General features: G+C 72.5%; 24 protein-coding genes. 17 read left to right on the top strand and 7 right to left on the bottom strand.

Annotated elements, in window-relative coordinates; genetic code table 11:
- Positions 1 to 100: 100 nt before the first annotated feature.
- Positions 101 to 1,216, bottom strand: coding sequence for an alpha/beta hydrolase-fold protein (locus tag AB0A97_RS38705; protein WP_361159836.1), 1,116 nt, complete (start codon positions 1,214 to 1,216; stop codon positions 101 to 103).
- Between the two features lie 139 nt (positions 1,217 to 1,355).
- Between AB0A97_RS38705 and AB0A97_RS38700 the strand changes: the two genes are divergently transcribed.
- The 6 genes from AB0A97_RS38700 to AB0A97_RS38675 all read left to right on the top strand — a co-directional run bounded on the left by AB0A97_RS38700 (position 1,356) and on the right by AB0A97_RS38675 (position 6,711).
- Positions 1,356 to 3,200 (top strand): phosphatidylglycerol lysyltransferase domain-containing protein, encoded by a 1,845-nt coding sequence (locus tag AB0A97_RS38700; RefSeq protein ID WP_361159833.1) that lies wholly within the window; start codon positions 1,356 to 1,358, stop codon positions 3,198 to 3,200.
- A 90-nt stretch (positions 3,201 to 3,290) separates the two neighbouring features.
- On the top strand, positions 3,291 to 4,211 hold the full coding sequence (gene folP, locus AB0A97_RS38695) for a dihydropteroate synthase (RefSeq protein WP_361159830.1): 921 nt from the start codon (positions 3,291 to 3,293) through the stop codon (positions 4,209 to 4,211).
- A complete protein-coding gene (locus AB0A97_RS38690) occupies positions 4,208 to 4,714 on the top strand; it encodes a nuclear transport factor 2 family protein (protein ID WP_361159827.1) in 507 nt (168 codons plus the stop codon). The genes folP and AB0A97_RS38690 overlap by 4 nt, the downstream gene beginning before the upstream one ends.
- A gap of 415 nt (positions 4,715 to 5,129) precedes the next feature.
- Positions 5,130 to 5,489: a dihydroneopterin aldolase gene (folB, locus tag AB0A97_RS38685; protein WP_030019216.1), complete on the top strand. Its 360-nt coding sequence runs from the start codon at positions 5,130 to 5,132 to the stop codon at positions 5,487 to 5,489.
- Positions 5,486 to 6,079, top strand: a complete 594-nt coding sequence (gene folK / locus AB0A97_RS38680; RefSeq protein WP_361159823.1) for a 2-amino-4-hydroxy-6-hydroxymethyldihydropteridine diphosphokinase — start codon at positions 5,486 to 5,488, stop codon at positions 6,077 to 6,079. The genes folB and folK overlap by 4 nt, the downstream gene beginning before the upstream one ends.
- Before the next feature lie 149 nt (positions 6,080 to 6,228).
- Entirely contained in the window at positions 6,229 to 6,711 is a 483-nt protein-coding gene (locus tag AB0A97_RS38675; RefSeq protein WP_361159820.1) for a DUF3180 domain-containing protein, read from the top strand.
- Positions 6,712 to 6,755: 44 nt separating this feature from the next.
- On the opposite strand, the gene AB0A97_RS38670 is transcribed toward AB0A97_RS38675, so the two are convergent.
- A complete protein-coding gene (locus AB0A97_RS38670) occupies positions 6,756 to 7,985 on the bottom strand; it encodes a betaine/proline/choline family ABC transporter ATP-binding protein (protein WP_361159817.1) in 1,230 nt (409 codons plus the stop codon).
- A 192-nt stretch (positions 7,986 to 8,177) separates the two neighbouring features.
- On the opposite strand from AB0A97_RS38670, the gene AB0A97_RS38665 reads away from it, so the two are divergent.
- The 4 genes from AB0A97_RS38665 to AB0A97_RS38650 all read left to right on the top strand — a co-directional run bounded on the left by AB0A97_RS38665 (position 8,178) and on the right by AB0A97_RS38650 (position 12,353).
- Positions 8,178 to 8,915 carry an ABC transporter permease gene (locus AB0A97_RS38665; RefSeq protein ID WP_361159813.1) on the top strand — a complete coding sequence of 246 codons (738 nt, stop codon included), beginning with the start codon at positions 8,178 to 8,180 and terminating at the stop codon, positions 8,913 to 8,915.
- Between the two features lie 4 nt (positions 8,916 to 8,919).
- Entirely contained in the window at positions 8,920 to 9,648 is a 729-nt protein-coding gene (locus AB0A97_RS38660) for an ABC transporter permease (RefSeq protein ID WP_361159810.1), read from the top strand.
- Positions 9,649 to 9,847: 199 nt separating this feature from the next.
- Positions 9,848 to 10,861: an ABC transporter substrate-binding protein gene (locus AB0A97_RS38655; RefSeq protein ID WP_361159807.1), complete on the top strand. Its 1,014-nt coding sequence runs from the start codon at positions 9,848 to 9,850 to the stop codon at positions 10,859 to 10,861.
- A gap of 118 nt (positions 10,862 to 10,979) precedes the next feature.
- Positions 10,980 to 12,353 carry a hypothetical protein gene (locus AB0A97_RS38650; RefSeq protein ID WP_361159804.1) on the top strand — a complete coding sequence of 458 codons (1,374 nt, stop codon included), beginning with the start codon at positions 10,980 to 10,982 and terminating at the stop codon, positions 12,351 to 12,353.
- Between the two features lie 115 nt (positions 12,354 to 12,468).
- Here the strand turns inward: AB0A97_RS38650 and AB0A97_RS38645 are convergent, their stop codons facing one another.
- The gene (locus AB0A97_RS38645; protein ID WP_361159801.1) at positions 12,469 to 13,740 is read right to left on the bottom strand and encodes an MFS transporter; all 1,272 of its coding nucleotides are present in this window, start codon (positions 13,738 to 13,740) and stop codon (positions 12,469 to 12,471) included.
- A gap of 285 nt (positions 13,741 to 14,025) precedes the next feature.
- Between AB0A97_RS38645 and AB0A97_RS38640 the strand changes: the two genes are divergently transcribed.
- A complete protein-coding gene (locus AB0A97_RS38640; protein ID WP_361159798.1) occupies positions 14,026 to 14,574 on the top strand; it encodes a TetR/AcrR family transcriptional regulator in 549 nt (182 codons plus the stop codon).
- A 54-nt stretch (positions 14,575 to 14,628) separates the two neighbouring features.
- Here AB0A97_RS38640 and AB0A97_RS38635 read toward each other — a convergent pair whose 3' ends face one another.
- Positions 14,629 to 15,135 carry a DUF1453 domain-containing protein gene (locus AB0A97_RS38635; RefSeq protein WP_361159795.1) on the bottom strand — a complete coding sequence of 169 codons (507 nt, stop codon included), beginning with the start codon at positions 15,133 to 15,135 and terminating at the stop codon, positions 14,629 to 14,631.
- 96 nt (positions 15,136 to 15,231) lie between these two features.
- Here AB0A97_RS38635 and AB0A97_RS38630 point away from each other — a divergent pair, with 96 nt between their 5' ends.
- The 3 genes from AB0A97_RS38630 (at position 15,232) to AB0A97_RS38620 (ending at position 17,391) form a co-directional block, all read left to right on the top strand.
- Positions 15,232 to 15,846, top strand: coding sequence for a TetR family transcriptional regulator C-terminal domain-containing protein (locus AB0A97_RS38630; RefSeq protein WP_361159792.1), 615 nt, complete (start codon positions 15,232 to 15,234; stop codon positions 15,844 to 15,846).
- A gap of 175 nt (positions 15,847 to 16,021) precedes the next feature.
- A complete protein-coding gene (locus AB0A97_RS38625; RefSeq protein ID WP_361159789.1) occupies positions 16,022 to 16,675 on the top strand; it encodes a GNAT family protein in 654 nt (217 codons plus the stop codon).
- Between the two features lie 95 nt (positions 16,676 to 16,770).
- Entirely contained in the window at positions 16,771 to 17,391 is a 621-nt protein-coding gene (locus AB0A97_RS38620; RefSeq protein ID WP_361159786.1) for a DUF4232 domain-containing protein, read from the top strand.
- Positions 17,392 to 17,438: 47 nt separating this feature from the next.
- On the opposite strand, the gene AB0A97_RS38615 is transcribed toward AB0A97_RS38620, so the two are convergent.
- Entirely contained in the window at positions 17,439 to 18,581 is a 1,143-nt protein-coding gene (locus tag AB0A97_RS38615) for an NADH-quinone oxidoreductase subunit D (RefSeq protein ID WP_361159783.1), read from the bottom strand.
- 169 nt (positions 18,582 to 18,750) lie between these two features.
- Positions 18,751 to 19,752 carry an SAM-dependent methyltransferase gene (locus AB0A97_RS38610; RefSeq protein ID WP_361159780.1) on the bottom strand — a complete coding sequence of 334 codons (1,002 nt, stop codon included), beginning with the start codon at positions 19,750 to 19,752 and terminating at the stop codon, positions 18,751 to 18,753.
- Positions 19,753 to 19,913: 161 nt separating this feature from the next.
- Here AB0A97_RS38610 and AB0A97_RS38605 point away from each other — a divergent pair, with 161 nt between their 5' ends.
- The 3 genes from AB0A97_RS38605 (at position 19,914) to AB0A97_RS38595 (ending at position 22,903) form a co-directional block, all read left to right on the top strand.
- The gene (locus AB0A97_RS38605; protein ID WP_361159777.1) at positions 19,914 to 21,125 is read left to right on the top strand and encodes a sensor histidine kinase; all 1,212 of its coding nucleotides are present in this window, start codon (positions 19,914 to 19,916) and stop codon (positions 21,123 to 21,125) included.
- A gap of 125 nt (positions 21,126 to 21,250) precedes the next feature.
- Positions 21,251 to 21,937, top strand: coding sequence for a response regulator transcription factor (locus AB0A97_RS38600; RefSeq protein ID WP_361159774.1), 687 nt, complete (start codon positions 21,251 to 21,253; stop codon positions 21,935 to 21,937).
- A 246-nt stretch (positions 21,938 to 22,183) separates the two neighbouring features.
- Complete coding sequence (locus AB0A97_RS38595) at positions 22,184 to 22,903, top strand: glycoside hydrolase family 75 protein (RefSeq protein ID WP_361159771.1); 720 nt, start codon at positions 22,184 to 22,186, stop codon at positions 22,901 to 22,903.
- A gap of 32 nt (positions 22,904 to 22,935) precedes the next feature.
- Here AB0A97_RS38595 and AB0A97_RS38590 read toward each other — a convergent pair whose 3' ends face one another.
- Positions 22,936 to 24,048: a DUF5937 family protein gene (locus AB0A97_RS38590; protein WP_361159850.1), complete on the bottom strand. Its 1,113-nt coding sequence runs from the start codon at positions 24,046 to 24,048 to the stop codon at positions 22,936 to 22,938.
- Positions 24,049 to 24,204 lie beyond the last annotated feature (156 nt).

The raw sequence follows: 24,204 nt of genomic DNA, 5'->3' as shown, positions 1-24,204 counted from the left end.
CTGAGGCTGTGGGTCAGATTTCGCCCCGGCGGGGCGGCGGGCGAAGCCCCGCCGCCCCCCCGCCCCGATTACAAACGCCGCCCCCTGGGGCGATGCCCCGCTACGCCTTGAGGTGGCCGCCCATCCACTCCAAGGCGGCGGGTATCTCACGGCGCCAGGTGTTGAAGTTGTGGCCGCCGCTGTCCAGGATGATCGAGGCGATCTTGCCCGGGGACTTGGTCTGCTGGATGAACTTCAGCGTTTCCTTGTAGTTGTCCTCGCCCTGCTTGCTGGAGGTGACGAGGAGGTTCACCGGTGCCGCGGGCAGGTTCTTCTGCCGCCACAGCAGGTTGTTCTCCCGCTCCAGCTGCTTGTCGCCGCCGAAGAGCGCGCCGGTCGAGGCGTCCAGCGGGGCCTTGTACGCGCCGGAGAGGGCCACGCCGGTCGAGAAGGCCTTCGGGTAGCGCATCGGCATCTTCAGGGCGCAGTAGCCGCCGGTGGAGTCCCCTATGACGCCCCAGTTCCTGGCGGCGGTGCCCACCCGGTAGTGGCTGGCTATGTCGTGTCGCACGTCATGGGTGAAGAAGGTCTCGGTCTGCGGGCCGTCCGGGATGTCCACGCACTCCGTGTCGCGCGGCGGCGCGACGGTCGGGCGCATCATCACCAGTATCGTCGGCTGCATCTTGTTCTTGCGGACCAGCTCGTGCTGGGTCTGCGGGAAGTGCAGCTTCTTGTAGAGGGCCTGTGCGGTGCCCGGGTAGCCGGTCAGCACCACGGAGGCGGGGAAACGCTTCTTCGCGTACTTCGCCTGGAAGTACTGCGGCGGCAGGTAGACGAACGCCGGGCTGTTGATCTTGGATTTCTCGCCCTGCAGCACGACCTTGTCTATCCGGCCGCCCACGTGCGGCTTGGATCCGCCGGGTACGCCGACGTGCTCGCTGCCGAGCATCTTCAGCTTGGTGCCGTTCGGGCCGGTCTCATGATTCGTCACCACGCCCGGCTCCTGCTCCTGGCCGAGCAGGTCCGCCCACGATGCGTAGAAACCGAACGAATTGTTCGCGAAAAGACCGATGGAGGCGAAGATCGACAGCTGGGTCGCCAGCAGCAGACCGATGCGGCCGAGGACCGTGCGCCAGTTCTGCCGGGACAGGCGCGGCCACAGCCAGATCGTGAGAACAAAGAGCGCTACCGCGAAAAGGACGGCCAAGAGCAGCACTTTTTTGCTGGTGAGACCCATGTGGTGCTTTCTTCCGGGCGGCCGGTCGTCCGTGCCGCGGGTGGAACCCCGGGCCCTGAAACGCCGTCATACAGGGCGCAAAAGTCCAGATGCTGCGACTAAGGCTCGCACTTCTCTCGACCGGGGCGACGGGAAAGTAATGTCTGACAAGCTAGATGGCGAAAAGTCCGGGACGGTTGCGTGGCGTCCGCCACGCTGGCTGCGCGGCCCCCGCCCGGAAAAGGTGCCGCCATTGGTGGGGACGGCCGGCGCGGTCGTCGGACTGCTCAACCTGGTCGCCGGGCTCTTTCCCCGCTTCCGGCACAGCAGGCTGCATGCCCTGGCGGAGGTCCTGCCGGGTGCCGTGAGCGCCCTGGCGGCGGCCTCCTCCATCGTCGTCGGGATCCTGCTGCTGATGCTCGCCCACGGGCTCAAACGGCGTAAGCGCCGGGCCTGGGTGGCGGCCGTCTCGCTGCTGCCGGTGGGCATCGCGGCCCAGCTCGTCTACCGTCACTCCATCGTGGGCGCGGCGCTCTCGCTGGCCCTGCTGGCCTTCCTGGTGTGGCACCGGCGCGCCTTCGATGCGCTGCCGGACCCGCGCAGCCGGGTGAAGGCCCTGCTGAACTTCGTCGCCCTGGGCGGCATCAGCTTCGGCCTCGGCCTGGTGATCGTGAACTCCCACCCGCACAAGATCATCGGCGATCCGTCGGTGTGGGAGCGGTTCAAGCACGTCATGTGGGGTCTCTTCGGCTTCGAGGGCCCGGTCCGGTACGTGAACAACGTCGACTACACCGTCGGCTACTCGCTCGGCGCGCTCGGCCTGCTGACCGTCGCCACCACCGCCTACCTGGCCTTCCGCCCCGAGCACCCGGCCGCCCGGCTCACCGGACAGGACGAGGAGCAGCTACGGGAACTCCTCGCCAAGCACGGCGGCCGCGACTCCCTCGGCTACTTCGCGCTCCGCCGCGACAAGGGCGTGGTCTTCTCGCCGACCGGCAAGGCCGCCGTCTGCTACCGGGTGATATCCGGGGTGATGCTGGCCAGCGGCGACCCGATCGGCGACGTGGAGGCGTGGCCGGGCGCCATCGAGCGCTTCATGGAGGAGGCGCGGGCGCACTCCTGGACCCCGGCCGTCACCGGTTGCAGCGAGACCGGCGGCCAGGTCTGGACCCGCGAGACCGGCATGGACGCGCTGGAACTGGGCGACGAGGCGATCGTCGACGTGGCGGACTTCACGCTCACCGGCCGCTCGATGCGCAACGTACGGCAGATGGTCAAGCGCATCGAGCGCAACGGCTACGAGACCCGGGTACGGCGGGTGCGCGACCTGGAGCCCGAGGAGCTGGCGCGTGTCCAGCAGGCCGCCGACGCCTGGCGCGACACCGACACCGAGCGCGGCTTCTCCATGGCGCTGGGCCGCATCGACGCCGAGCGGGACGGTGACGCCGTGATCGCCACCGCGCACCTGGCGCCGGCCGAGGGCGAGCGGCCCGGCCCGTTCGGCGACCTGAAGGCCATGCAGCACTACGTACCGTGGGGCAAGGACGGCATCTCGCTGGAGCTGATGCGCCGCGACCGCTCCGCCGACCCCGGCATGAACGAGCTGCTGATCGTCGCCTCCCTCCAGGCCGCCCCGGACCTGAAGATCAAGCAGGTGTCGCTGAACTTCGCGGTCTTCCGCTCCTCCCTGGAGCGCGGCGAGAAGCTGGGCGCGGGGCCGGTCATCCGGATCTGGCGCGGCATGCTGATCTTCCTGTCGCGCTGGTACCAGATCGAGTCGCTGTACAAGTTCAACGACAAGTTCCGGCCGCGCTGGGAGCCGCGCTTCGTGGTCTTCCGCAACAGCCGGGACATCCCGCGCATCGGCCTGGCCGCGCTCCAGGCCGAGGGCTACCTGGAGCTGGGCCTGCCCCGCGCGCTGCGCCGCAGGAAGGCCCCCGAGCCGCGCCCGTGCGCGCACACCAAGGCGCCGATCGGCGTGGACGAGGTGGAGCCGGCGGCGTAGGCCGGGACCTGGCACCGCAGCGTTCCGGGCGCCGTCCGTCCCCTCCCGGGGGTGGGCGGCGTCCTCGTTCCCGGCGCCTAGGCTGGTGCCATGAGTACCTTGCGCGGCCGGGTGGCCGGACTTCCGGACTGGGACCGCTGCGCGGTGATGGGCGTGGTGAACGTGACGCCCGATTCGTTCTCCGACGGCGGGCAGTGGTTCGACACCGAGCTGGCCGTCAAGCACGGCCTGGACCTGGTGGCGCAGGGCGCCGACCTGGTGGACGTGGGCGGCGAGTCGACGCGGCCGGGCGCCGCCCGGGTGGACGAGGCGGAGGAGCTGCGCCGGGTCGTGCCCGTCGTGCGGGAGCTGTGCGCCGCCGGGGCCGTGGTGTCCGTGGACACCATGCGCGCCTCGGTGGCCGAGCAGGCCGTGGCGGCCGGCGCGCGGCTGGTCAACGACGTGAGCGCGGGCGCGGCCGACCCGGCGATGGTGCCGGTGGTCGCCGCCGCCGGGGTGCCGTTCGTGGTCATGCACTGGCGCGGCCGGTCCATCGACATGAACAACCGGGCCGTGTACGGGGACGTCGTCACCGAGGTGCTCGGCGAGCTGCGCCAGAGCCTGGACCGGGCGGTCGACGGCGGCATCGACCCCGGGCGCATCGTCGTCGACCCCGGGCTGGGCTTCGCCAAGGAGGCCGGGCACGATCTCGCGCTGATCGCGCAGCTGGCGCGGCTGCGGGAGCTGGGCCGCCCCCTGCTGGTGGCCGCTTCGCGCAAACGTTTCCTGGGCAGGGTGCTGGCAGGGGACGCGCAGGCCGCTCCGCCGCCCGCCCGCGAGCGGGACGCGGCGACGGCCGCGGTGTCGGCGATGGTCGCGCGGGAGGGGGCCTGGGCGGTGCGGGTGCACGAGGTGCGCGCGAGCGCGGACGCGGTACGGGTGGCCCGTGCCGTGGAAGGCGCGGCGCCGGGGACGGACGGGACGAGTGTGACGGGCGCCGCGGGTGCGGCGGACGCGACGGGAGCGGTGTGAGTCCACGTACGGACATCGAGCTGGTCGAGCAGGCGAACACCGACCTGTACGAGGCCATGGAGCGCGGTGACCACGCGGCCATGTCCGAGATGTGGATGGACGGCCAGGTGAGCGTGGTGCACCCGGGCTGGCCGGTGCTGCGCGGGCGCGGCGAGGTGCTGCGCTCGTACGCGTTGATCATGGCGAACACCGAGTACATCCAGTTCTTCCTGACGGATGTGGAGATCGACGTCCTCGGCGACACCGCGCTGGTCACCTGCACCGAGAACATCCTCAGCGGCGGGCCGGCGGAGGAGGACGGCTCGGTCGGGCCGCTGATCGGCCAGTTGGTCGTCGCGACCAATGTCTTCCGGCGTACGGAGGAGGGCTGGCGGGTCTGGTCGCACCACGGCTCGCCCGTCCTGGCGGACCAGGACGATGAAGGGGGCGGGGACGGGAACGGCGACGCGGCCGGGCCCGGTGGCGACGGGCCGGGCGCCGGAGGCGTGGGCGGCGGGGTCTGAACGTGAAACTCGCGTGAAGACTTCGCGCGTTTTCGCGGGGACCTGGTGACTGTTCCGTGGCCGTACGGTGACCGACGCCAGGCCGACGGCCTGCGACGACGCCGCCGGGCCCGTCAGCGGGAAGCGTCAGCGAGGTCGACTCCGGCGCACCCGTTCGAGCCAAGTGCCGCACGGGTAGGGGTGGGACCGCGGGGCCACGGGTAGTGGCCGCGCGGACGACCGTCTGTACGCCCCGGCAGAGCCGCCCAGCAGTCGTACGGGCCTTGTCCACGGCCCCCGTGGGCAAACACTGTCGGTGCTCGCAGGTAGATTCGATGATGGGGCGGCGTGCCGGACGAGTCTCTGGTCCCCGCCCGCAATTCCGACGATCAGTGGTACCAGAGGTGCCAATGGGACCAGTGGGAGTGTGATTCGCGTGGATCGTGTCGCGCTGCGTGGGCTGAAGGCCCGAGGGCACCACGGGGTCTTCCCCCGGGAACGCGAAGAGGGCCAGACCTTCATCGTGGACCTGGTGCTGGGCCTGGACACCCGCCCGGCGGCGGCGACCGACGACCTCGCGAAGACCGTGCATTACGGCGTCGTGGCGGAGGAGGTCGTGGCCGTCGTCGAGGGCGAGCCCGTCGACCTCATCGAGACGCTCGCGGAGCGCATCGCCGGCCAGTGCCTCAAGCACGAGGGGGTGCAGGAGGTGGAGGTGGTCGTCCACAAGCCGGACGCCCCGATCACCGTCCCCTTTGACGACGTGACCATCACCATCACCCGGAGCCGAGTATGACCAGCAGTGACCCGACCGTGCAGCCGGTGCCCACGTCCGTGGTGGAGCGGGTGGACGCCGCGGACGTGACGCTCTCCAACCCGAAACGCGCCGTGATCTCCCTCGGCAGCAACCTCGGCAACCGCCTGGAGACCATCCAGGGCGCCGTCGACGCGCTGGAGGACACCCCCGGCGTCCGCGTCAAGGCCGTCTCGCCGGTGTACGAGACCGAGCCGTGGGGCGTCGACCCCGGGTCGCAGCCGTCGTACTTCAACGCGGTGGTGCTCATCAAGACGACGCTGCCGCCCGCCTCCCTGCTGGAGCGCGGCCACGCGATCGAGGAGGCCTTCGAGCGGGTCCGTGACGAGCGCTGGGGGCCGCGCACGATCGACGTCGACATCCTGGCGTACCAGGACGTCGTCTCCGAGGACCCGCTGCTGACCCTGCCCCACCCGCGGGCCCACGAGCGCGCCTTCGTCCTGGTGCCGTGGCACGATGTCGACCCGGAGGCGGAGGTCCCGGGCCGCGGCGCGGTGGCCGAGCTGCTCTCGGTGGTCGGCCGCGAGGGCGTCGTACCGCGGGTGGACCTGGAACTGCGGCTGCCGGAGTAGACGTTGGACCGGTGGGCGCGGCACCGGCGTCGCCGGCCGCCGGCACCGTACGCCGGACCTGCCGTGACGCACGAACGCCGCACGACCATGCGCACATCCGCATTCCGCACCACACGTACGAGGACGAGGGCACAAGGGGCGAACGCTCGGTGAAGCAGCTACACATCAAGGTGCTGGGCGGGCTGTTCCTGGCAGCCGGAGTGCTGGCCTGGGCCGGCGCCCGGCTGTGGGACTCCTTCGGCACCCTTCCCGGCGTGCCGCTGGCCGCCCCCGTCGTACTGGCCCTGATCGCCGCCGTCCTGGCCGCCACCGCCGTGTCCCTGCGCTCCCGGCTGAAGGCCCAGCGCGAACGCCGCCCCGACGCCCGGGGCGTCGACCCGCTGGTGGCCGCCCGCGCCGTCGTCTTCGGCCAGGCGAGCGCCCTGGTGGCCTCCGTGGTGGCCGGTGTGTACGGCGGTGTCGGCGTCTTCCTGCTCACCACGGACCTCGCGGTCGAGCCCCGCCGTGACCAGGCCATTCATGCGGGCTTCTCGGTCCTGGCCGGTGTGGCGGTGGTGCTGGCCGCCTTGTTCCTGGAGCGCGTGTGCAAGCTCCCGGAGGACGATGACGAGGCGGGGGCGAGCGCGGCGTAGGGGGCGGTGACGGCACCCGCCGCCACCCCCGGCGCCCCGCGCCGCTACGCGCCGGGAACGCTCTCCACCACGACCTCGTCACGCGCCAGGCGGCCCGCGTCGGCCGCCGTGGACCGCCGCAGCGCCGCGTGCAGCGCCGCAGGGGTCAGCACACCGAGGAATCGTTCCTCCTCCAGGACCGCGATCCACCCGGCGTCGTGCTGGAGCATCGTGCTGAACGCCTGCTTCAGCGGCGCCCCGAGCGGCAGCCACGCGTCCATGCGCCGCGCGTGGTCGCGCACCTCACGCCCGGTCGCCGCCGTCGCCGTTCCGGAGCCCGCGGCCTGCGGAGCCGTGGCCTTCAGGCCCGCGGTCTGCGGACCCGTGGCCTTCAGGCCCGCCGCCGAGACCCAGCCGTGCAGGGCGCCGTCCGCGTCCAGGACGACGGCCCACGCCGCGCCCTCCTCGTCGAGCCGCGCGGCCGCCCGCTCCGCGTCGTCGTCGAGCCGGACCACCGGCGGCTGCTCCAGGTCGCCGGTCTCGATCGGGGTCACCGAGAGCCGCTTGAGCCCGCGGTCGGCGCCGACGAACTCCGCGACGTACGGGGTGGCCGGCGCCCCCAGCACCGTGGCCGGGGTGTCGAACTGCTCGACGCGGCCCGCCCCGTAGACGGCGATGCGGTCACCGAGCCGTACCGCTTCCTCGATGTCGTGGGTGACGAAGAGCACCGTCTTGTGGAGCGTGGACTGGAGCCGCAGGAACTCCGTCTGGAGGTGCTCGCGGACGACCGGGTCGACCGCGCCGAACGGTTCGTCCATCAGCAGGACGGGCGGGTCGGCGGCGAGCGCGCGGGCGACGCCGACGCGCTGGCGCTGCCCGCCGGAGAGCTGGTCGGGGTAGCGGTCCCCGTACTGCGAGGGGTCCAGGCCGACCAGGTCGAGGAGTTCGGCGGCGCGGGCGCGGGCCTTCATGCGCGGCCAGCCGAGCAGGTGCGGGACGGTCGCCGTGTTGTCCAGCACGGTCTTGTGCGGGAAGAGGCCGACCTGCTGGATGACGTAGCCGATGCGGCGGCGCAGTTCGACGGGGTCGATGGTCGATATGTCCGTACCATCCAGGTAGATACGGCCGTCGGTGGGTTCGATGAGCCGGTTGACCATCTTCATCGTCGTGGTCTTGCCGCAGCCGGACGGTCCGACGAGCGTGACCAGCTCGCCCTCCGCGACCTCGAACGAGAGGCCGTCGACGGCGGTGGTCCCGTCGGTATAGCTCTTGGTGACGTGCTCGAATCGGATCATGGTGGTTCCCCAGTGTGGACGGCCGCCGGCCGGGTAGGCGCGCTGTGCTCCGGCTCCTGCCCGCGGAATCCGTCCCGTCACGTGTGTCTTGTTACGGCTGGATGGCGGGCCGGTCGGATTGTCAGTGGTGGGGGATAGGGTCGCAGACAGTCACCGAAAATGTGAGCGACAGGGCGGGGGAGGTGACCGCGGGTGAGTGCGCAGAGCTGCCTGGAGGCGAACGACTGGATCTGCGGTGAGTATGTCCGGACGCGGAGCCAGGAGTTGCTGGATGCCACCGTCCAGCACGTGGGCATCACGCTGGTGTCCGTCGTCATCGGCCTGCTGATCGCCTTTCCGCTGGCGCTCACAGCCCGCCGCTGGCGGGCCGCGGCGGGTCCGGTCCTCGGGCTGACGACGATTCTGTACACGGTCCCTTCGCTGGCGATGTTCGCGCTGCTGACACCGGTCTTCGGCGTCTCGGCCGCCGTGGTCGTCACGGGCCTGGTGCTGTATTCGCTGACGATCCTGGTCCGGAACATCCTCGCCGGGCTGGAATCGGTGCCGCAGGAGGTCCGCGAGGCCGCGCGCGGGATGGGCTACGGCCCCGTGAAGCTGCTCTTCGGTGTCGAACTCCCGCTGGCGCTGCCCGCGTTGACGGCCGGGCTGCGCATCGCGACGGTCTCGACGGTGGCGATGACGACGATCGGCGCCGTGGTCGGCTACGGCGGCCTCGGCAATCTCATATCCAGCGGCATGGAGGGCTTCTTCAAGGCGGAGGTGCTGACGGCCTCGGTGCTGTGCGTGCTGTTGGCGGTGGCCGCCGACGTCCTGCTGATCGGCCTCCAGCGGCTGCTGACGCCGTGGACCCGGGCGCAGGCGCGGGCACGGTCCCGCGCACGGCGTGAGCGGCGGGCGGCGGGCCGGACGGCGAAGAAGGCGGTGGCCTGAGGCGATGGACGCGATAACGGGCGCTTGGGACTGGCTGGCGGCCTCGGCCAACTGGGCCGGGGAGAAAGGGGTGTGGCACCGGCTCGGCGAGCATGTCTACCTCAGCGCGATGTGCCTGGCGATCTCCTGCCTGATCGCCCTGCCGGTCGCCCTGTACCTGGGCCACATCGGCAAGGGCGGGGCACTGGCGGTCAACATCTCCAACGTGGGGCGCGCCGTGCCGACGTTCGCGGTCCTGGTCCTGCTGACGCTCAGTCCGCTGGGCACGGCGGGGGACTGGCCGACGATCGTCGCGCTGGTGCTGTTCGCGGTGCCGCCGCTGCTCACCAACGCGTACGTGGGCATGCGGGAGGCCGACCGGGACGTCATCGAGGCGGCGCGCGGGATGGGCATGTCCGGGCCGCAGCTGCTGCTGCGGGTCGAGTTGCCGCTCGCCTACCCGTTGATCATGACGGGCCTGCGGTCGGCCGGCGTCCAGGTCGTGGCCACGGCGACGCTGGCCGCGCTCGCGGGCGGCGGCGGCCTCGGCCGCATCATCACCGCCGGCTTCGGCAACTACAACACGCCGCAGGTGGTCGCGGGCGCGGTGCTGGTCGCCGTACTGGCGCTGCTGGTCGAGGGACTGCTGGTGCTGACGGACCGGGCCTTCGACCCGATGCGGCGCGGCCGCGGCCGGGCGCGCAAGTCCCGTGAACCGGCGGACGACGCGGCCCGGGCCGGGAGCCCCGCGTAGGCGTGGGCGGGCGTGGCGGACGGCCCGGTGGTCGTGGCCTGGTGGCCGTGCCCCAGCGGTCGTGCTCCGGTGGTCGTGGCCTGGTGGCCGTGCCCCGGCGGTCGCGGCCCGGCGGTCGTGGCCCGGTGACGAGACGGCCTCGGTGTCCGGGGCCTGCACATGGACTTTTCTCTCTCTCCTCCTTGGACGGTGAATCGGTATGAACCAGGACCCGAACAGCCAGACCCTCAGCCATCGCCCTCGCCCCGGCCGTAGACCGTCCCGTACGGTGCGGGCCGCGCTCGCCGCGGGGGCCGCGCTCGCGCTGGCGGGCGGGCTGGCCGCCTGCGGCGGAAAGAGCCTGGAGGAGAAGGGCGGCGCGAAGAGCGGTGGCGGCAAGGGGGACATCGTCATCGGCTCGGCCGGTTTCACCGAGTCGAAGGTGCTCGCGGAGATCTATTCCAAGATCATTAGCGATGCGGGATACCGCACCACCGTCAAGACGCTCGCCAATCGTGAGCTGTACGAACCGGCGCTGGAGAAGGGCCAGATCGACGTCGTACCGGAATACGCCTCGACCCTCGCCGAATTCCTCAACGCCAAGAAGAACGGGCCGAACGCGAAGCCCGTCGCCTCCAGCGACATCGGCGAGACGGTCGCCGCGCTGAAGGCACTCGCGGAACCCCGCGGGCTGAAGGTGCTGCCGGCCGGGGAGGCGACGGACCAGAACGCGTTCGCGGTGACCAAGGAATTCGCCGACCGCCACCACCTCAAGACGCTCTCGGACCTCGGCCGCTCCAAGGAGAAGATCAGGCTGGCGGCGGGCGAGGAGTGCGAGACGCGGCCGTTCTGCAAGCCGGGCCTGGAGAAGGTCTACGGCATAGCCGTGACGGGCATCGATCCGAAGGGCGTGGGCACCACGCAGGCCAAGCAGGCCGTCAAGGACGGCACGGACCAGATGGTGCTGACCACCACGACGGACGCCACGCTCGACAACTTCGGCCTGGTGCTGCTGAAGGACGACAAGAAGCTGCAGAATGCCGACAATGTGCTGCCGGTGGTGAATGCCGAGAGCGCCGGTGACAAGGAGATCGAGGCGGCTCTGGGCAAGCTCAGGGACAAGCTGACGACCGCCGATCTGATCGAACTGAACCGCAAGGTCGACGCGGAACGGCAGAAGCCGCAGGACGTCGCGAACGCATATCTGGAGTCGAAGGGACTGGCGAAGAAGTAACCACCGGGAAACGAACCGGCGGGCGGGGCCCCATAGGTCCCGCACGCACGGTAAGTTTCAGGCCATGCCACGAGGACGCCACCGCCATTCGCCACCCCTGCACCGGCTTCTTCCTCCCGTGACGGTCGCCGGTGCGTCCCTAGCCTGCGCCTCGGGCGTCTGGTTCGTCGGCGACGACCTGGCACAGCGCGTGCTCGCCACGGGTGCGGCGGCCGCCGCGGTCACCGGTTCCGTACTGCTGCGCGCGTGGGACCGTACGGCGGGCAAGAGCGTCGCCGAGCTGAAGAACGCCCGGGTGCGGGACGAGTGGAAGACCGACGAACGCATAGCCGAGCTCGAATCGGACCTGGAGGAGTCCCGCGGGATACGCGGCAAGCTGGACACCAAGCTGCGGGCCAAGCGGACCGAGCTGGCCCGGCTGCGCAGTGAGCACGCCGAGCTGCTGCGCCGCTACGCCACCGCCGAGACCGAGCGTGCCAGCGCCCTGGAGGGCCGCCGGCTGCTGGCGATCGAGACCGGGACGCCCGCCGGGGAGCTGACGGCCGGGACCGGGGACGGTCCGGACGGGAGCGTGCCGGGCGCGCTCACCGCGGGGATGTACCACCGGGCGGCGGAAGCGCTGCGGCAGCTACCGCGCAGCGCGGCCCGCCAGGCCGGGAGCGCGCAGGCCCGGGACGGTGAGGACGGCCAGGGGAATTCCGGGGCGGCCACGGAGCGTCCGGCCGCGCAGGACCGGGACCGTACGGCCGCCGTCCCGAAGCCCGGCGGCCGGAAGGCGGGCGGGCCGAAGCCGGGGACGTCAGGGCTGGGCGGTCCGAAGCCGGACGGTCCGAAGCCGGGGGCGTCGATGCCTGCCGCCTCCGGGGCCGCTGAAGCGCAGGCGGGTACGGCCGACGGCGCCGGCCGGGGACGTGACCGGGGCTCCGCCGAGCAGCGGGGCGCCGTTGCCGGCGCGGGGTCGGCGTCCGGTCTGCTCCGTGTCCCGGCCGCCGCGGCCGTCGTCGCGCCCGTACGGGCCGCGCGGCTGCCCGCCTCCCGTCTCCAAGGCGGCTTCGACTTCTTCGGGACGGCGACCGGCACCGGTGCCGTACGGGACGGGGCACCGCAGGACGGTCCGGGCGCGGGCGCGCCGTCGACCGTGACGCGGCGGCCGAAGCCGGTCCGGCGGCTGGAGGAGGACCTCGCCGACGTGGTCGGTGACGAGGCGGTCGCCGAACAGTCGGCGCTCGGTCGGGCCCGTGACGGGGCCCCGGAGCCGACGGCGGAGAAGCCGGAGAAGGCGCAGGCGGCGGCGACGGAGAAGAGCGCAGCAACGGAGAAGGCGGCGGAGACGACGGAGAAGGCGGCGAAGGTCGAGACCGCGGACGTTCCGGCGGACCGTGCGGCGACCGAGGCCGCGGACCCCGCCGACGGCGAGGTCATCGACCTGACCGCGCACGACGAGACCGAGCAGATCGACTTGGCGGAACTGCGCAGCGCGGTCTCTTCCTGACTTACGAACAGGTCGGTTCCCGCCGACTTCCGTTATCCGTTCTCCGTGCCGATGCGCCCGGCGGTGGCGGTCCTGCCCAGCGGCAGGCGGCCCACTGCCGGGCGCATCGGCACGCTCAGACCGCGCCCGCCGTCCTCTCGGGCCGGCCCCCCGCCTCGGTCCGGTCCGCCTTCGCCCGTTCCGCCCTCGGCCGGTGTACGGCCGTCAGTACGGCGGCAGCCAGGGTGAACGCGGCGGCCAGCCACGGCAGCCGGGCCGCGCCCACCGTCTCCAGCCCGATGCCTCCCAGGCCGCCGGCCAGCGACACGGCGAGGTAGACGGCGGCCGCGTTGAGGGAGACGACCACGGACTGTGCCTGCGGGGCGAGCGCGGCGATCCGGTACTGCTGCGGTGTGGTCACCGAGAACGACACCCAGCCGGAGACCGCCACCGCGACCAGCGCGGCGGGCAGCCACTCCCGGCTCAGCGGTACCAGCCCGAAGGCCACGGTGAGCGCGAGCGCGGCGCCGAGCACCACCCGCCGCGGGCCGAAGCGGTCGGCCAGGTGGCCGGCGACCAGGTTCCCGGCCGTGCCGGTGATGCCGAAGACCAGGAGCAGGACGGCGGTCAGACCGCCCCCGCCGCCTCCGCCGCCTCCGCCCCCGCCGCCTCCGCCGCCTCCGCCCGTCCCGGGCCCGGCACCGGCTCCCGTACCGATTCCCGTACCGCCGTGGCCGAGTACGGGCCCGTAGACGGCGCTCAGGTACTCGAAGGGGATGTAGATGCCGACGAACACCACGACGGTGACGGCGAGCGTGTACAGGACACCGCGGTCCGCCAGCGGGGCGAGCCGGCGGCGCAGCCCGCGAGGCGTCCCGGTGCGGATACGGGGCAGCCGGGCGGCGAGCAGCGGGACGACGAGCAGGGGCAGCACGGTGACCAGCCACATCGTGGTGCGCCAGCCGTACGCGCCGCCGATGGCGGTGCCGAGCGGCGCTCCGAGGATCAGTGCGGAGGTCAGCCCGGTGTTCACCAGGGCGAAGGCGCGTCCGCGTGCGGCCTCGCCCGCCAGGGCCGCGGCGGTGGCCGAGGCGTTCGGGGCGTAGAGCGCGGCACCGGCTGCCGCGACGACCCGGGCGGCCAGCGCGGCCGGGTAGCCGGGGGCGAGAGCCGTGGCCGCGTTGCCGAGTGCGAAGACGGCCAGTGCGGTGATCAGGACCGTACGCCGGGACCAGCCGGCGGTGAACGCCGCGAGCAGGGGCGAGAGCACCGCGTAGGCGAGGGCGAACACGGTGACGAGCTGTCCGGCGGCGCCGAGCCCGACGTGCAGGTCGGCGGCGATGTCGGGCAGCACCCCGGCTATCACGAAGGCGTCGGTGCCGACGACGAACGTCCCGGCGGCGAGCACGGCTCCGTGGAAGCGCCAGTTTCCCGAGCCGGAGCCGGCGGGCGCCGCCGCCCGGGACCCCGGCGGGGCCGACGGTCCCGCGAGGGGAGGCGGCGACGGGGAGGGTGGCAGAGGGGACGGGGGAGGCGACGGGGGAGAGGAGAGAGTCGGCGGCTGGTCGGACGCGCTCTTGCGGGGCATGCGGTCTCCGGACTCCAAGAATGGCACCGATCGGTACCGTCTGCTGGGTGAGCGAGACGGTACCGATCGGTTCCGTATGGAGTCAAGGTTGGCTATCGTGGCCGTATGCCGACCAACGCCCGGGAACGACTCGTCAAGGCAGCCGAGGATCTCTTCTACGCCGAGGGCATCCGCGCCGTCGGCGTGGAGCGGCTGCTCGCCGCCTCGGGAGTGGGCCGGGCGTCCTTCTATCGGCACTTCGCGAGCAAGGACGACCTGGTCGTGGCCATGATCGACGGTTACGGCCGGCGCTGGTTCGACTGGCTGCACGCCGCGGTCGCCGAGCGTGGCGGCACACCGCTCGCCCTCTTCGACGCCCTCGCCGAACGCTTCTCGGCCGACGACTACCGCGGCTGCGCCGCCATCAACACGATGGTCGAGATCGCCGACCCGGCCAGCGCCGCCCATCGCGCCGCCGCGGCCCACAAGCGCACGATGACCTCGTACGTCGCCGAGCTGCTCACCGGGGCGGGGTATGTGCGCGGCACACAGGAGCTGGCCGAACAGCTCGTCCTGCTGATCGACGGTGCCCAGGTCACCGCCCTGCGGGAGCGCTCGGCGGCACCCGCCCACCGGGCCAGGGCGGTGGCGGCCGCCCTGCTCTCGGCCGGGTGATCCCCTCGGGCTGTGGGGTGCTCCTCGGCTGCGGACTCCCCTCGGCCGCGCGCCTCACCGGAAGTGGCGGCCCAGGAAGGCGAGGGGGGACTCCTGCTGCGGCGCGAAGGGCGTCCCCGTCTTCCGCGCGCGGTAATGGATCAGCAGGGACTCGCCCAGGAAGCTGACGCCGATGGTGAGTTGGGTGGGCCGTGCGTACGGGTGCATTCCCATGTGCTCGGCGAGGATGCCGTATCCGGCGGAGACCAGCAGTGACGCGATGACGACGAGGAACGTACGGCCGGTGTAGCGCTGCCACAGCGTGCCGTCCTTCTCGAAGAGGTGTACCAGGGCGCCGCGTGCGGCGCCGAGGCCGAGGCCGAGGAAGGCGCCGGGGACCACCCAGGCGATGTCGGTGCCGGTCACACCGTCGGCCTTGGCGACGAAGAGGATGCCGAGGCCGGTGAGGACCGCCGGGCCCGCGAAGAGTTCGCGGACGGTGACCGGTTCGCCCTTCAGGCGCTTGGCGACGACGAGGACGAGGACCGCGGCGATGATCGCCGCGAGCAGCCAGCCGTTCACGATTCCCCCTGACGGCACCCGAGGGGCGGGCGCCCGATGTTGTTTTCGCTCAGTCGTGCCAAAAACAATTTAGCTCGACCGTGCCACAATGGCAACATGCCGAAGATCGTCGACCCCGAAGCCCGCCGCCAGGCCGTCGCCGACGCCGTTCTGCGCGTCATCGCCCGGGAGGGGGTGGAAGGCGCCTCGTTGCGCAATGTCGCCGACGAGGCGCGGCTGGCCGTCGGATCGGTGCGGCACTACTTCCGTGACCACGACGAGGTGCTGCTCTTCACGATGCGCGAGCTGAGCGCGCGCATCGACCGGCGCGTACGGACCCATGTGGACCGCCTGCTCGACCCGGCCGCGCGGCGGGAACGGCCGGCACGGGTGGAGGAGCTGATCGGCGAGTTCCTGGCCCTGGACGAGGAGCGGCGCCAGGAGGCGGTCCTGTGGGCGGCGTTCTGCGGCGCGGCCCGGCTCCGTCCGGAGCTGCGGGCGTGCGCGGTGGACATGGAGACCGGCCTGCGGGCCCTGCTGGCACGGGTGCTGCGCGGCGCGCAGGAAGCCGGCGGTCTGCCCGCCGACCTGGACGTGGACCTGGAGTGCCTGCGGCTGTCCGCCCTGCTGGACGGCCTCAACCTGCGCGCGATGCTGGAACCGGAGTACGTCACGCCGGAAGCGCAGCGGACGGTGCTGCGCAGGCATTTGCAGGGGTTGAAGGCGGGCTGAGGAGGGCCGGTGGCCGTCGGCCGGCGGGAGGGCGGCTCACAGGCGGCGGGCACACGACCGTATGTGACGGCGCACGACCGGGGCACGACCGGCCGCGACCGGGGCACGACCGGCGCGCGACCGGCACGCGGTAATCCGGTCGACGCTACGGGCCCTCGTTCGGCAGCATTCCGTCATGGAACAGCCTCGGCGACACCACTGGCCCCTCTACGGAATCCGTATCCGTACACCGCGCCTCGAACTGAGCCTGCCCGGCCTCGATCTCCTCGACGATCTGGCCGCGGTCGCCGCCGACGGCGTGCACGACGCGGCGGAGATGCCGTTCACCGTGCCCTGGACGGACGCGCTCCCGGAGGAGCGCGGGCGCGCGACGTTCCAGCACGTGCTCTCCACGGTCGCGGAGTGGCGGCCGGAGAGCTGGACGCTGAGCCTCGCGGTGACACGGGAGGGGAGGGCGGTGGGGCGCCAGGACGTGGTCGGCACCGCCTTCGGGGTGACCAAGGAGGCGGAGACCGGGTCCTGGCTCGGACGGGCCCACCAGGGACAGGGCATCGGTACGGAGATGCGGGCGGCCGTCCTGCACTTCGTCTTCGACCGGCTCGGCGCGGACGCCGTGACCTCCGCCGCGATGACGGACAACGTCCGGTCGCTGGCCGTCTCGCGCAAGCTCGGGTACGTACCGGACGGCGTGCAGGTCGCCGCGGTACGCGGGCAAGCGCGGACGTTGCAGCGGCTGCGGCTGGACCGGGCGGGGTGGGAGGCGCACCGTACGGTGCCGGTCGAGGTGGCGGGGTGGACGGAGGAGTGCCGGGCGCTTTTCGGAGCGTGAGCGGGCCGGCGGCGGCGCGGACGCCGAGGTGCGCGCCGTGCCCGTACGGGTACGCTGGCGGCCGACTTGATCAGCCGCGCGTCGTACGGAGACGCGTGGGCACCGGGGCGGACGCGGGGTGGACAGTGGCCGGAGCAGTCACCAGGAAGGCGGCCGGGCCGGTGCCGCGGGCGCTGTCGGCGGCCGTGCTCGGCGTCGTGGCGCTCGCCGCCGTCGGCTGTTCGGCGCGGCCCGAGGCACGACCGGAGGCGAAGCCCGACCCCAAGCCGTCCCGCACCGCTCCCGCCTGCCCCGAGGACGGTGTCGTCATCGCGGGACTCCCGGTGGACGCCGCCATGGGCACCCGCGCGATGGGCGTCACCCTGACCAACTGCGGCGAGCGCCCGTACAAGGTGAACGGCTACGCGGGCGTCCAGGTCCTCGGCAAGGACCGCGAGCCGCTGGACGTGAAGATCAGCCACGGCTCGGACGTCGTGGACGACGTCGGCCCCGAGCCGATCACGCTCCAGCCGGGCGAGCACGTCAGGGCCGTACTGATGTGGCGCAACCGCGTGACGGACGCGACGCGCCCCGCCGTGAACGGCGCGTTCCTGGCCCTCACCCCGGCCGCGGGCGGCAGCCGTCCGCAACTGGTCCGGGAGCTGATCGACCTCGGGTCCACCGGCAAGCTGGGCATCACGGCGTGGCACCGGGAGGGCCCCAGGCCGCGTACGTAGTCCGGGCGTACGACCCTGGTGCGGCCCCGGCTCCCGGCCCGGCCCGGCTACTTGTCGATGTCGCCGACCACGAAGAACAGCGAGCCGAGGATGGCGACCATGTCGGCGACGAGCGTCCCCGGCAGCAGCTCGGTCAGCGCCTGGATGTTGTTGTACGACGCCGAGCGGAGCTTGAGGCGGTACGGGGTCTTCTCGCCCTTGGAGACCAGGTAGTACCCGTTGATGCCGAGCGGGTTCTCGGTCCAGGCGTAGGTCGCGCCCTCGGGGGCTTTCAGGACCTTCGGGAGGCGCTGGTTGATCGGGCCGGGCGGCAGCTCGGCGATCCGGTCGAGGCAGGCGTCGGCCAGCTCCAGGGAGTTGTGGGTCTGCTCCAGGAGGCACTCGAAGCGGGCCAGACAGTCCCCCTCCTCGCGGGTCACCACCCGCAGCGTGTCCTGGAGTTCCGCGTACGCGAGGTACGGCTCGTCGCGGCGCAGGTCGAAGTCGACGCCGGAGGCGCGGGCGATCGGCCCGGAGACGCCGTAACCGTGCACGGCCTCGCGGCTCAGTACGCCGATGCCGCGCGTCCGGCCGCGGAAGATCTCGTTGCCGAGGACCAGGCGGTCGAAGACGTCCATCCGGGAGCGGACCTCGGAGACGGCGTGCCGGGCGCGGCCGAGCCAGCCGGCCGGCAGGTCCTCCTTGAGGCCGCCGACGCGGTTGAACATGTAGTGCATCCGCCCGCCGGAGATCTCCTCCATCACGTTCTGCAGCTCTTCGCGCTCGCGGAAGGCGTGGAAGACGGGGGTGATGCCGCCCAGCTCCAGGGGGTAGGAACCGAGGAACATCAGGTGGTTGAGGACCCGGTTCAGCTCGGCGAGCAGCGTACGGGTCCACACGGCGCGCTCGGGGACCTCCATGCCGAGCATCCGCTCCACGCCCAGGACCACACCCAGCTCGTTGGAGAAGGCCGACAGCCAGTCGTGCCGGTTGGCGAGCATGATGATCTGGCGGTAGTCGCGCGCCTCGAAGAGCTTCTCGGCGCCGCGGTGCATGTAGCCGATCACGGGTTCGGCGTGCTGGATGCGCTCGCCGTCCAGGACGAGGCGCAGCCGCAGCACGCCGTGCGTGGAGGGATGCTGCGGGCCGATGTTCAGCACCATGTCGGTGCTCTCCGCCGCGCCGCCGATGCCGACCGTGGTCTCCGTCATGGGGACAGTCTCGCAGTTCGGTCCGGCGGGGTCCGGCGGGGCCGGGGGACTGCGGGGCGGTGGTCGGCGGACCGGCGGGCGGGGCCGGGCGGTGATCGGGCGGGGCCGGGCGGCGGACGGGCGGTGCAGGGGTGGCGGACGGGCTCTTGGCGGGCGGCGGGCGGGCTCCTCAGGAGGTGAGCAGTCCCGTACAGACGCCGCCGACCGGTTGCAGGAGCCAGCCGAAGGAGCCCAGGCCCGCCGGGTCGGTCAGCTCCGCCGCCGCGCCCGCCGAGCCCAGGGCCCGCACGTAGGCGGCCGGGTCGCTGGGCGCGAGGGAGAGGGGCGGGCGGCTGCCGTCGACACCGAGGGCGTGCAGTGCCTGGCGCTGGGTGACGCGCTCGGCGCCGGGGCCCGCACAGGCGTCCAGGGCGACGTGGGCGGTGATGTCGCAGGTGCCGTCGGGTACGGGGTGCACCTCGCGGCCCTCGCGGAAGCCGGTGAGGGTGCCGAAAGGCGGGCGGGTGGCGCGGGTGTGCGCGTAGTCGGCGGTGGCGGCGAGGCCGGCGCGCAGGGTGCCGACCGCGCGGGACCAGGCCGCGTCACGCGGGTGGCCGATCTCGGCACGCAGCCCGGGGTCCGCGGTCGGCAGGGGCCACCACCGGGCGAGCCACGCGGCGTCCTCGCCGGTGACCGGGCCGCCGAGCCGTTCGGTGCCGTCCGGGCGGACCAGTACGTACCGGGGCACGCCGTCCCCGTCGGTCTCGGCGACGTCGACCGGGACGTTGTCGAGCCACTCGTTGGCGAAGAGCAGGCCGGTCAGGGAGCCGGGTGCGGGCAGTTCCGGGAGCCAGGTGACGCGGTCGTCCAGCCCGACGGGCCGGGGGGCGCGTTCGACGGCGTAGGGGCGCACACGGGCGCACACCGGGTCCGGGAGCGCCGCCAGTACTCCGGTCAGCAGCTCGCCACGCCCGGCGCCCACATCGATCAGCGCCAGTTCCGCCGGACGGCCCAAGGACCCGTCGACGCGGCACAGCAGGGTGGCGAGGGCTTCGGCGTACCGGGGCGAGACGTGCACGGAGGTACGGAAGTGGCCGGCGGGACCCGGCCCGTCGCCGCTGGTGTAGAAGCCGCCGGGGCCGTAGAGAGCCCGTTCCGTGGCGTCCCGCCAACCGCACCAGTCGTGTGTCACCGCACCACGGTACGCGGGGGCGGGGGAGAGCGCGGACGGGGGCGCGGACGGCGGCGGACCCCGGTGCCAGGCCCGTCTCCACCTTGCGGAGTACTCCCGTCCTCCAGGATCGCCCGTCCGGTTGACCCGTACACCTATACGGCCTGCCTACGCTGGGTGACGTGCAGCGTCTCTACGACTTCTTCCGCAGGCACCCGACAGGGGTGGACACCTTCTGGGCCGTCCTCCTGTTCGGTTTCAACTGTCTGATGCTGGTGGCGTCGGCGGATGTGCAGAGCGACACCCGGACGCTTCTGGAAGCTCTCGTCGTCGCCGCGATGTGCCTGACGGTCGCGCTGCGGCGCAAGGCGCCCGAGAAGATGCTGCTGCTGTCCATTCTGGTCGGTCTCTGCCAGATCGTGTTCGACGTAGATCCCAATCCGTCCAACTTCGCCATGCTGGCGACCATTTACACGGTCGCCTCGGGCACCACGCGCTGGGCCTCGCGCACTGCTCTGGGCGGGGCGCTGATCGGCCCGACGCTCTACGCCGTCCGCTCCGGCAACGGTGAGAGGCCGCCCGGCAGCCTGTGGCAAGGGCTGTTCGTCATGGGCCTGCTCACCGTCCCGTTCGTGCTGGCCTGGGTGCTCGGCGACTCGGTCCGTACCCGCCGCGCGTACTGGGCCCAGCTGGAGGAGAAGGCCGCCCGCCTGGAGAAGGAACGCGAGACGCAGTCGCGGATCGCGGTGGCCGCCGAGCGTGCCCGTATCGCCCGCGAGCTGCACGACGTCGTCGCGCACAACGTGTCCGTGATGGTGGTCCAGGCCGATGGCGCCGCCTACGTCCTGGACGCCGCGCCCGAGCAGGCCAAGCAGGCCCTGGAGACGATCTCCGGTACCGGCCGGCAGGCGCTCGCCGAGATGCGGCGGCTGCTCGGCGTGCTGCGCACCGGTGAGCAGCCCGAGAGCGGCGAGTACGTACCGCAGCCAGGCGTCGAGCAGCTCGCCGACCTGATCGACCAGGTGCGGGGTGCCGGACTGCCGGTCGACTTCCAGGTGGCGGGTGAACCGCGCCCGCTGCCCAGCAGCGTCGAGCTGACCGCGTACCGCATCGTGCAGGAAGCGCTGACGAACACCCGCAAACACGGCGGTCCGGACGTGGGCGCCACGGTCCGTCTCGCCTACCGGGACGCCGAGCTGGACCTGCTGGTCGAGGACGACGGGCGCGGCGCCCAGCACGAGCTGTACTCGGGGGGCGGGGCGGACGGCCTCGGCCACGGGCTCATCGGCATGCGCGAACGCGTCGGCATGGTCGGCGGCAGCCTCGACGCGGGGCCGCGGCCGGGAGGAGGCTTCCGGATCAGCGCGGTCCTGCCGCTCAAGCCGGGGCAGTGAGCCGGGGGCGATGCCCGCTCCCCCGCCCGTACGTACCCTGTTGCCGCGCCGACGCCGGCCGGCCCTCCCGGCGCCGGGACCACCGGCTCCGCCACCCGCACCGCCGTTGAAAGGGACCTCCTGCCATGACTGTCCGCGTGATGCTCGTCGACGACCAGATGCTGCTGCGCACCGGTTTCCGCATGGTGCTGGCCGCCCAGCCCGACATGGAGGTCGTCGCCGAGGCCGGTGACGGGGTGGAGGCCCTGGAGGTGCTCCGGTCCACCAAGGTCGACGTCATCCTGATGGACGTGCGGATGCCGCACCTGGACGGGGTGGAGACCACCCGCCGGATCTGCGCGGGCGGGCAGCAGGCGGACGCGCCGAAGGTGCTCATCCTGACCACCTTCGACCTGGACGAGTACGCCTTCTCCGCGCTCAAGGCCGGGGCCAGCGGCTTCATGCTGAAGGACGTGCCGCCGAGCGAACTGCTGGCCGCGATCCGCGCGGTGCGGAGCGGCGACGCGGTGGTCGCGCCCTCGACCACCCGCCGGCTGCTGGACCGGTTCACGCCGATGCTGCCGGCGTCCGCCGCCGAGCCGGTCCGCCCGGAGATCGGACGGCTCACCGAGCGCGAGCGGGAGGTGCTGCTGCTGGTGGCCCAGGGGCTCTCGAACGGTGAGATCGCGGCGCGGCTGGTGCTGTCGGAGGCCACGGTCAAGACACATGTGGGCCGCATCCTCACGAAGTTGGAGCTGCGGGACCGGGTGCAGGCGGTGGTGCTCGCCTACGAGACGGGACTCGTACGGGCCGGGGGCGGCGCGGGGGCGTAACGGCGCCCGGGGGCGTAACAGTCGTCGGTGCTGGTGCTGGTGCTGGTGCTGGTGCTGGTGCCGGTGCCGGTGCCGGTGCCGGTGCCGGTGTCTGTGGCGGTTGTGGCGGTCGAGTGGGGTGGGATCCGGGCCGAACAGGGCTGAAGGGGACGCGAGTTGCGGGTGGGGCGGGGTTGACGGGGGTGGGGGAGCGGAGGAGATTGGGCGCGCTCGGTAAGGAAACTTTCCTAACAGAGAGGCCCTCCTGTGCGCAGACGAACCTTCGCCCTGGCCACCGCCGCCGGAACCGCGCTGCTCGCCGCCGGCGCGCTGCCCGCCACCGCCCAGCCGGCCGCGACCTCCGCCCCCGCGGACGCCGTGAGCCGGCCGGGTGTGACCGAGGGCTCGGTCAGCGCCGCCGACCTGCTCGCCAAGGTCACCGACTGTTCGCAGATCTCCCACGGCAAGTACCGCACCGACGAGGAGACATCGGCGACCGTCCCGGTCTGCGGCAAGAAGAACGCCGTGTTCTGGAAGGCCGACATGGACATCGACTGCGACGGCCAGGTCACGGCCAAGTGCAACAAGGACACCGACCCCTGGTTCCAGCCGGACACCCGCTTCCACCAGTCGAACGGCAAGCCGCTGAACGCCGAGAAGCTGCCGTACGTCGTCGTCCCCTCGGTCAGCGGCATCTGGAACTACGAGTCGGCGGGCATCAAGGGCGGCGGCATCGTCGCCGTCGTTTACAAGAACAAGGTCGAGTACGCGGTCGTCGGCGACACCGGACCGGACAAGATCATCGGTGAGGCGTCGTACGCGGCCGCCAAGGGCCTCGGCATCGACCCCGACCCGGCCACCGGCGGCGCCGAGTCCGGCGTCACCTACATCCTGTTCAAGAACTCCCAGGCGTCCCCCATCGAGAGCCACAGCGACGCCGTCTCCCGCGGCGACGCCCTCGCCAAGAAGTTCCTCCAGGAGAACTGAGCGCCCGCGGCACCACCCCGCCGCCCGCCGGCTCAGCGCAGTACCCCCTCCAGGAAGTCGCTGCCCAGGCGCGCCACCACCCGGACGTCCAACTGGTTCAGGACGTACCGGCCGCGGCGGCGGGTCTGGAGCAGGCCGGCCTTCTTGAGGACGGCGAGGTGCCGGGAGACCTCCGGCGCGGATATGCCGAGCGCGGCGGCCAGTTCGCCGGTGGTGTAGGCGGTACGGGCGAGGTAGCGGCACATCCGTATCCGCATCGGGTGGGCGAGCGCTTCGAGCCGGGACTCGACCAGGGCGACCGACGTGGGGCCGGCCGGTTCCGGTGCGGCGACCGGGTAGTGGATCACCGGGCGCCAGCCCGCCGCGTGCAGCACGCTCAGGTGCGGCCAGCCGAACGAGGTCGGGAGGAGGGTGATCCCGACACCGACGGCCGGGTCCACGGCCGTGCCGTGACCGTGGAGCAGCTTGTCGACGACGATGCGGGACCGCGGCTCGTCCAGGGTCACCGCGGGCGACACCTCGGCCAGCGCCTCGGCCAGACCCTTGTGGCGCAGCACCTCGGCCTTGTGCCGTGCGTCCGCGGCGAGGTGGACGCGCACCCGCTGCCAGACGTCCGCGAAGAACGCCTGCTCGCAGTCCTCCAGCAGACGGCGGATCCAGGCCCGTACGGCGGACGGGTCGGCGAGCAGCCGCTGCGCGAAGTCGGCCTGCCGGGGGCCGCGCGCGGTGGCCCGCTCCAGCGCCAGCCGGCGAGCTTCGGCGTCCACCAGCGGTGACGGGCCGCCGCGGCAGTACGCGCTGGTGCAGTTGATCTCCAACGCGGCGTTCACGAACAGCTCGTCGTCGAGCCGGTCGAGCAGGTCCAGGTCCTCGGTGAGCGTGGCGCCGGGCTGCCCGCCGGTGTCCGCGAGCGCGGCGAACGGCATCGTCACGTCGGAGAACGTCGGCCCCCAGAGGAAGTCCGCGTCGCACAGCCGGTCGGCCAGGTCGGGTTCGAGCGCACCGGCCGTCGCGGTGGTCCAGCCGTGCAGACCGGGGTGGTGGCCGGGCTCGGCGAGCGCGTGCAGGGCGGCACCCAGCTCGGCGAGCGGCGACAGGCTGAACACCGTCCGCTCGGCGGGCAGCCCCGTGACATCGATCCACACACTCATGTGCCTCTCCCCGTTCCCCGTGCGCCGTTCCCCGCGCCCCGTCCATGCGCCGCAGCCGTACCGGCTCCGGTGCGCGTCCGGCCGCCCGGCCGTCCGGCATCCGGCCGCCCGGCGTCCGTTCCATCATGCGTGAGCCTGTGACCTGCGCCC

Source organism: Streptomyces sp. NPDC045470 (assembly GCF_040646595.1).
In the GTDB taxonomy this organism is placed as follows: domain Bacteria; phylum Actinomycetota; class Actinomycetes; order Streptomycetales; family Streptomycetaceae; genus Streptomyces.
This window is presented reverse-complemented; position numbering and strand designations above follow the sequence as displayed.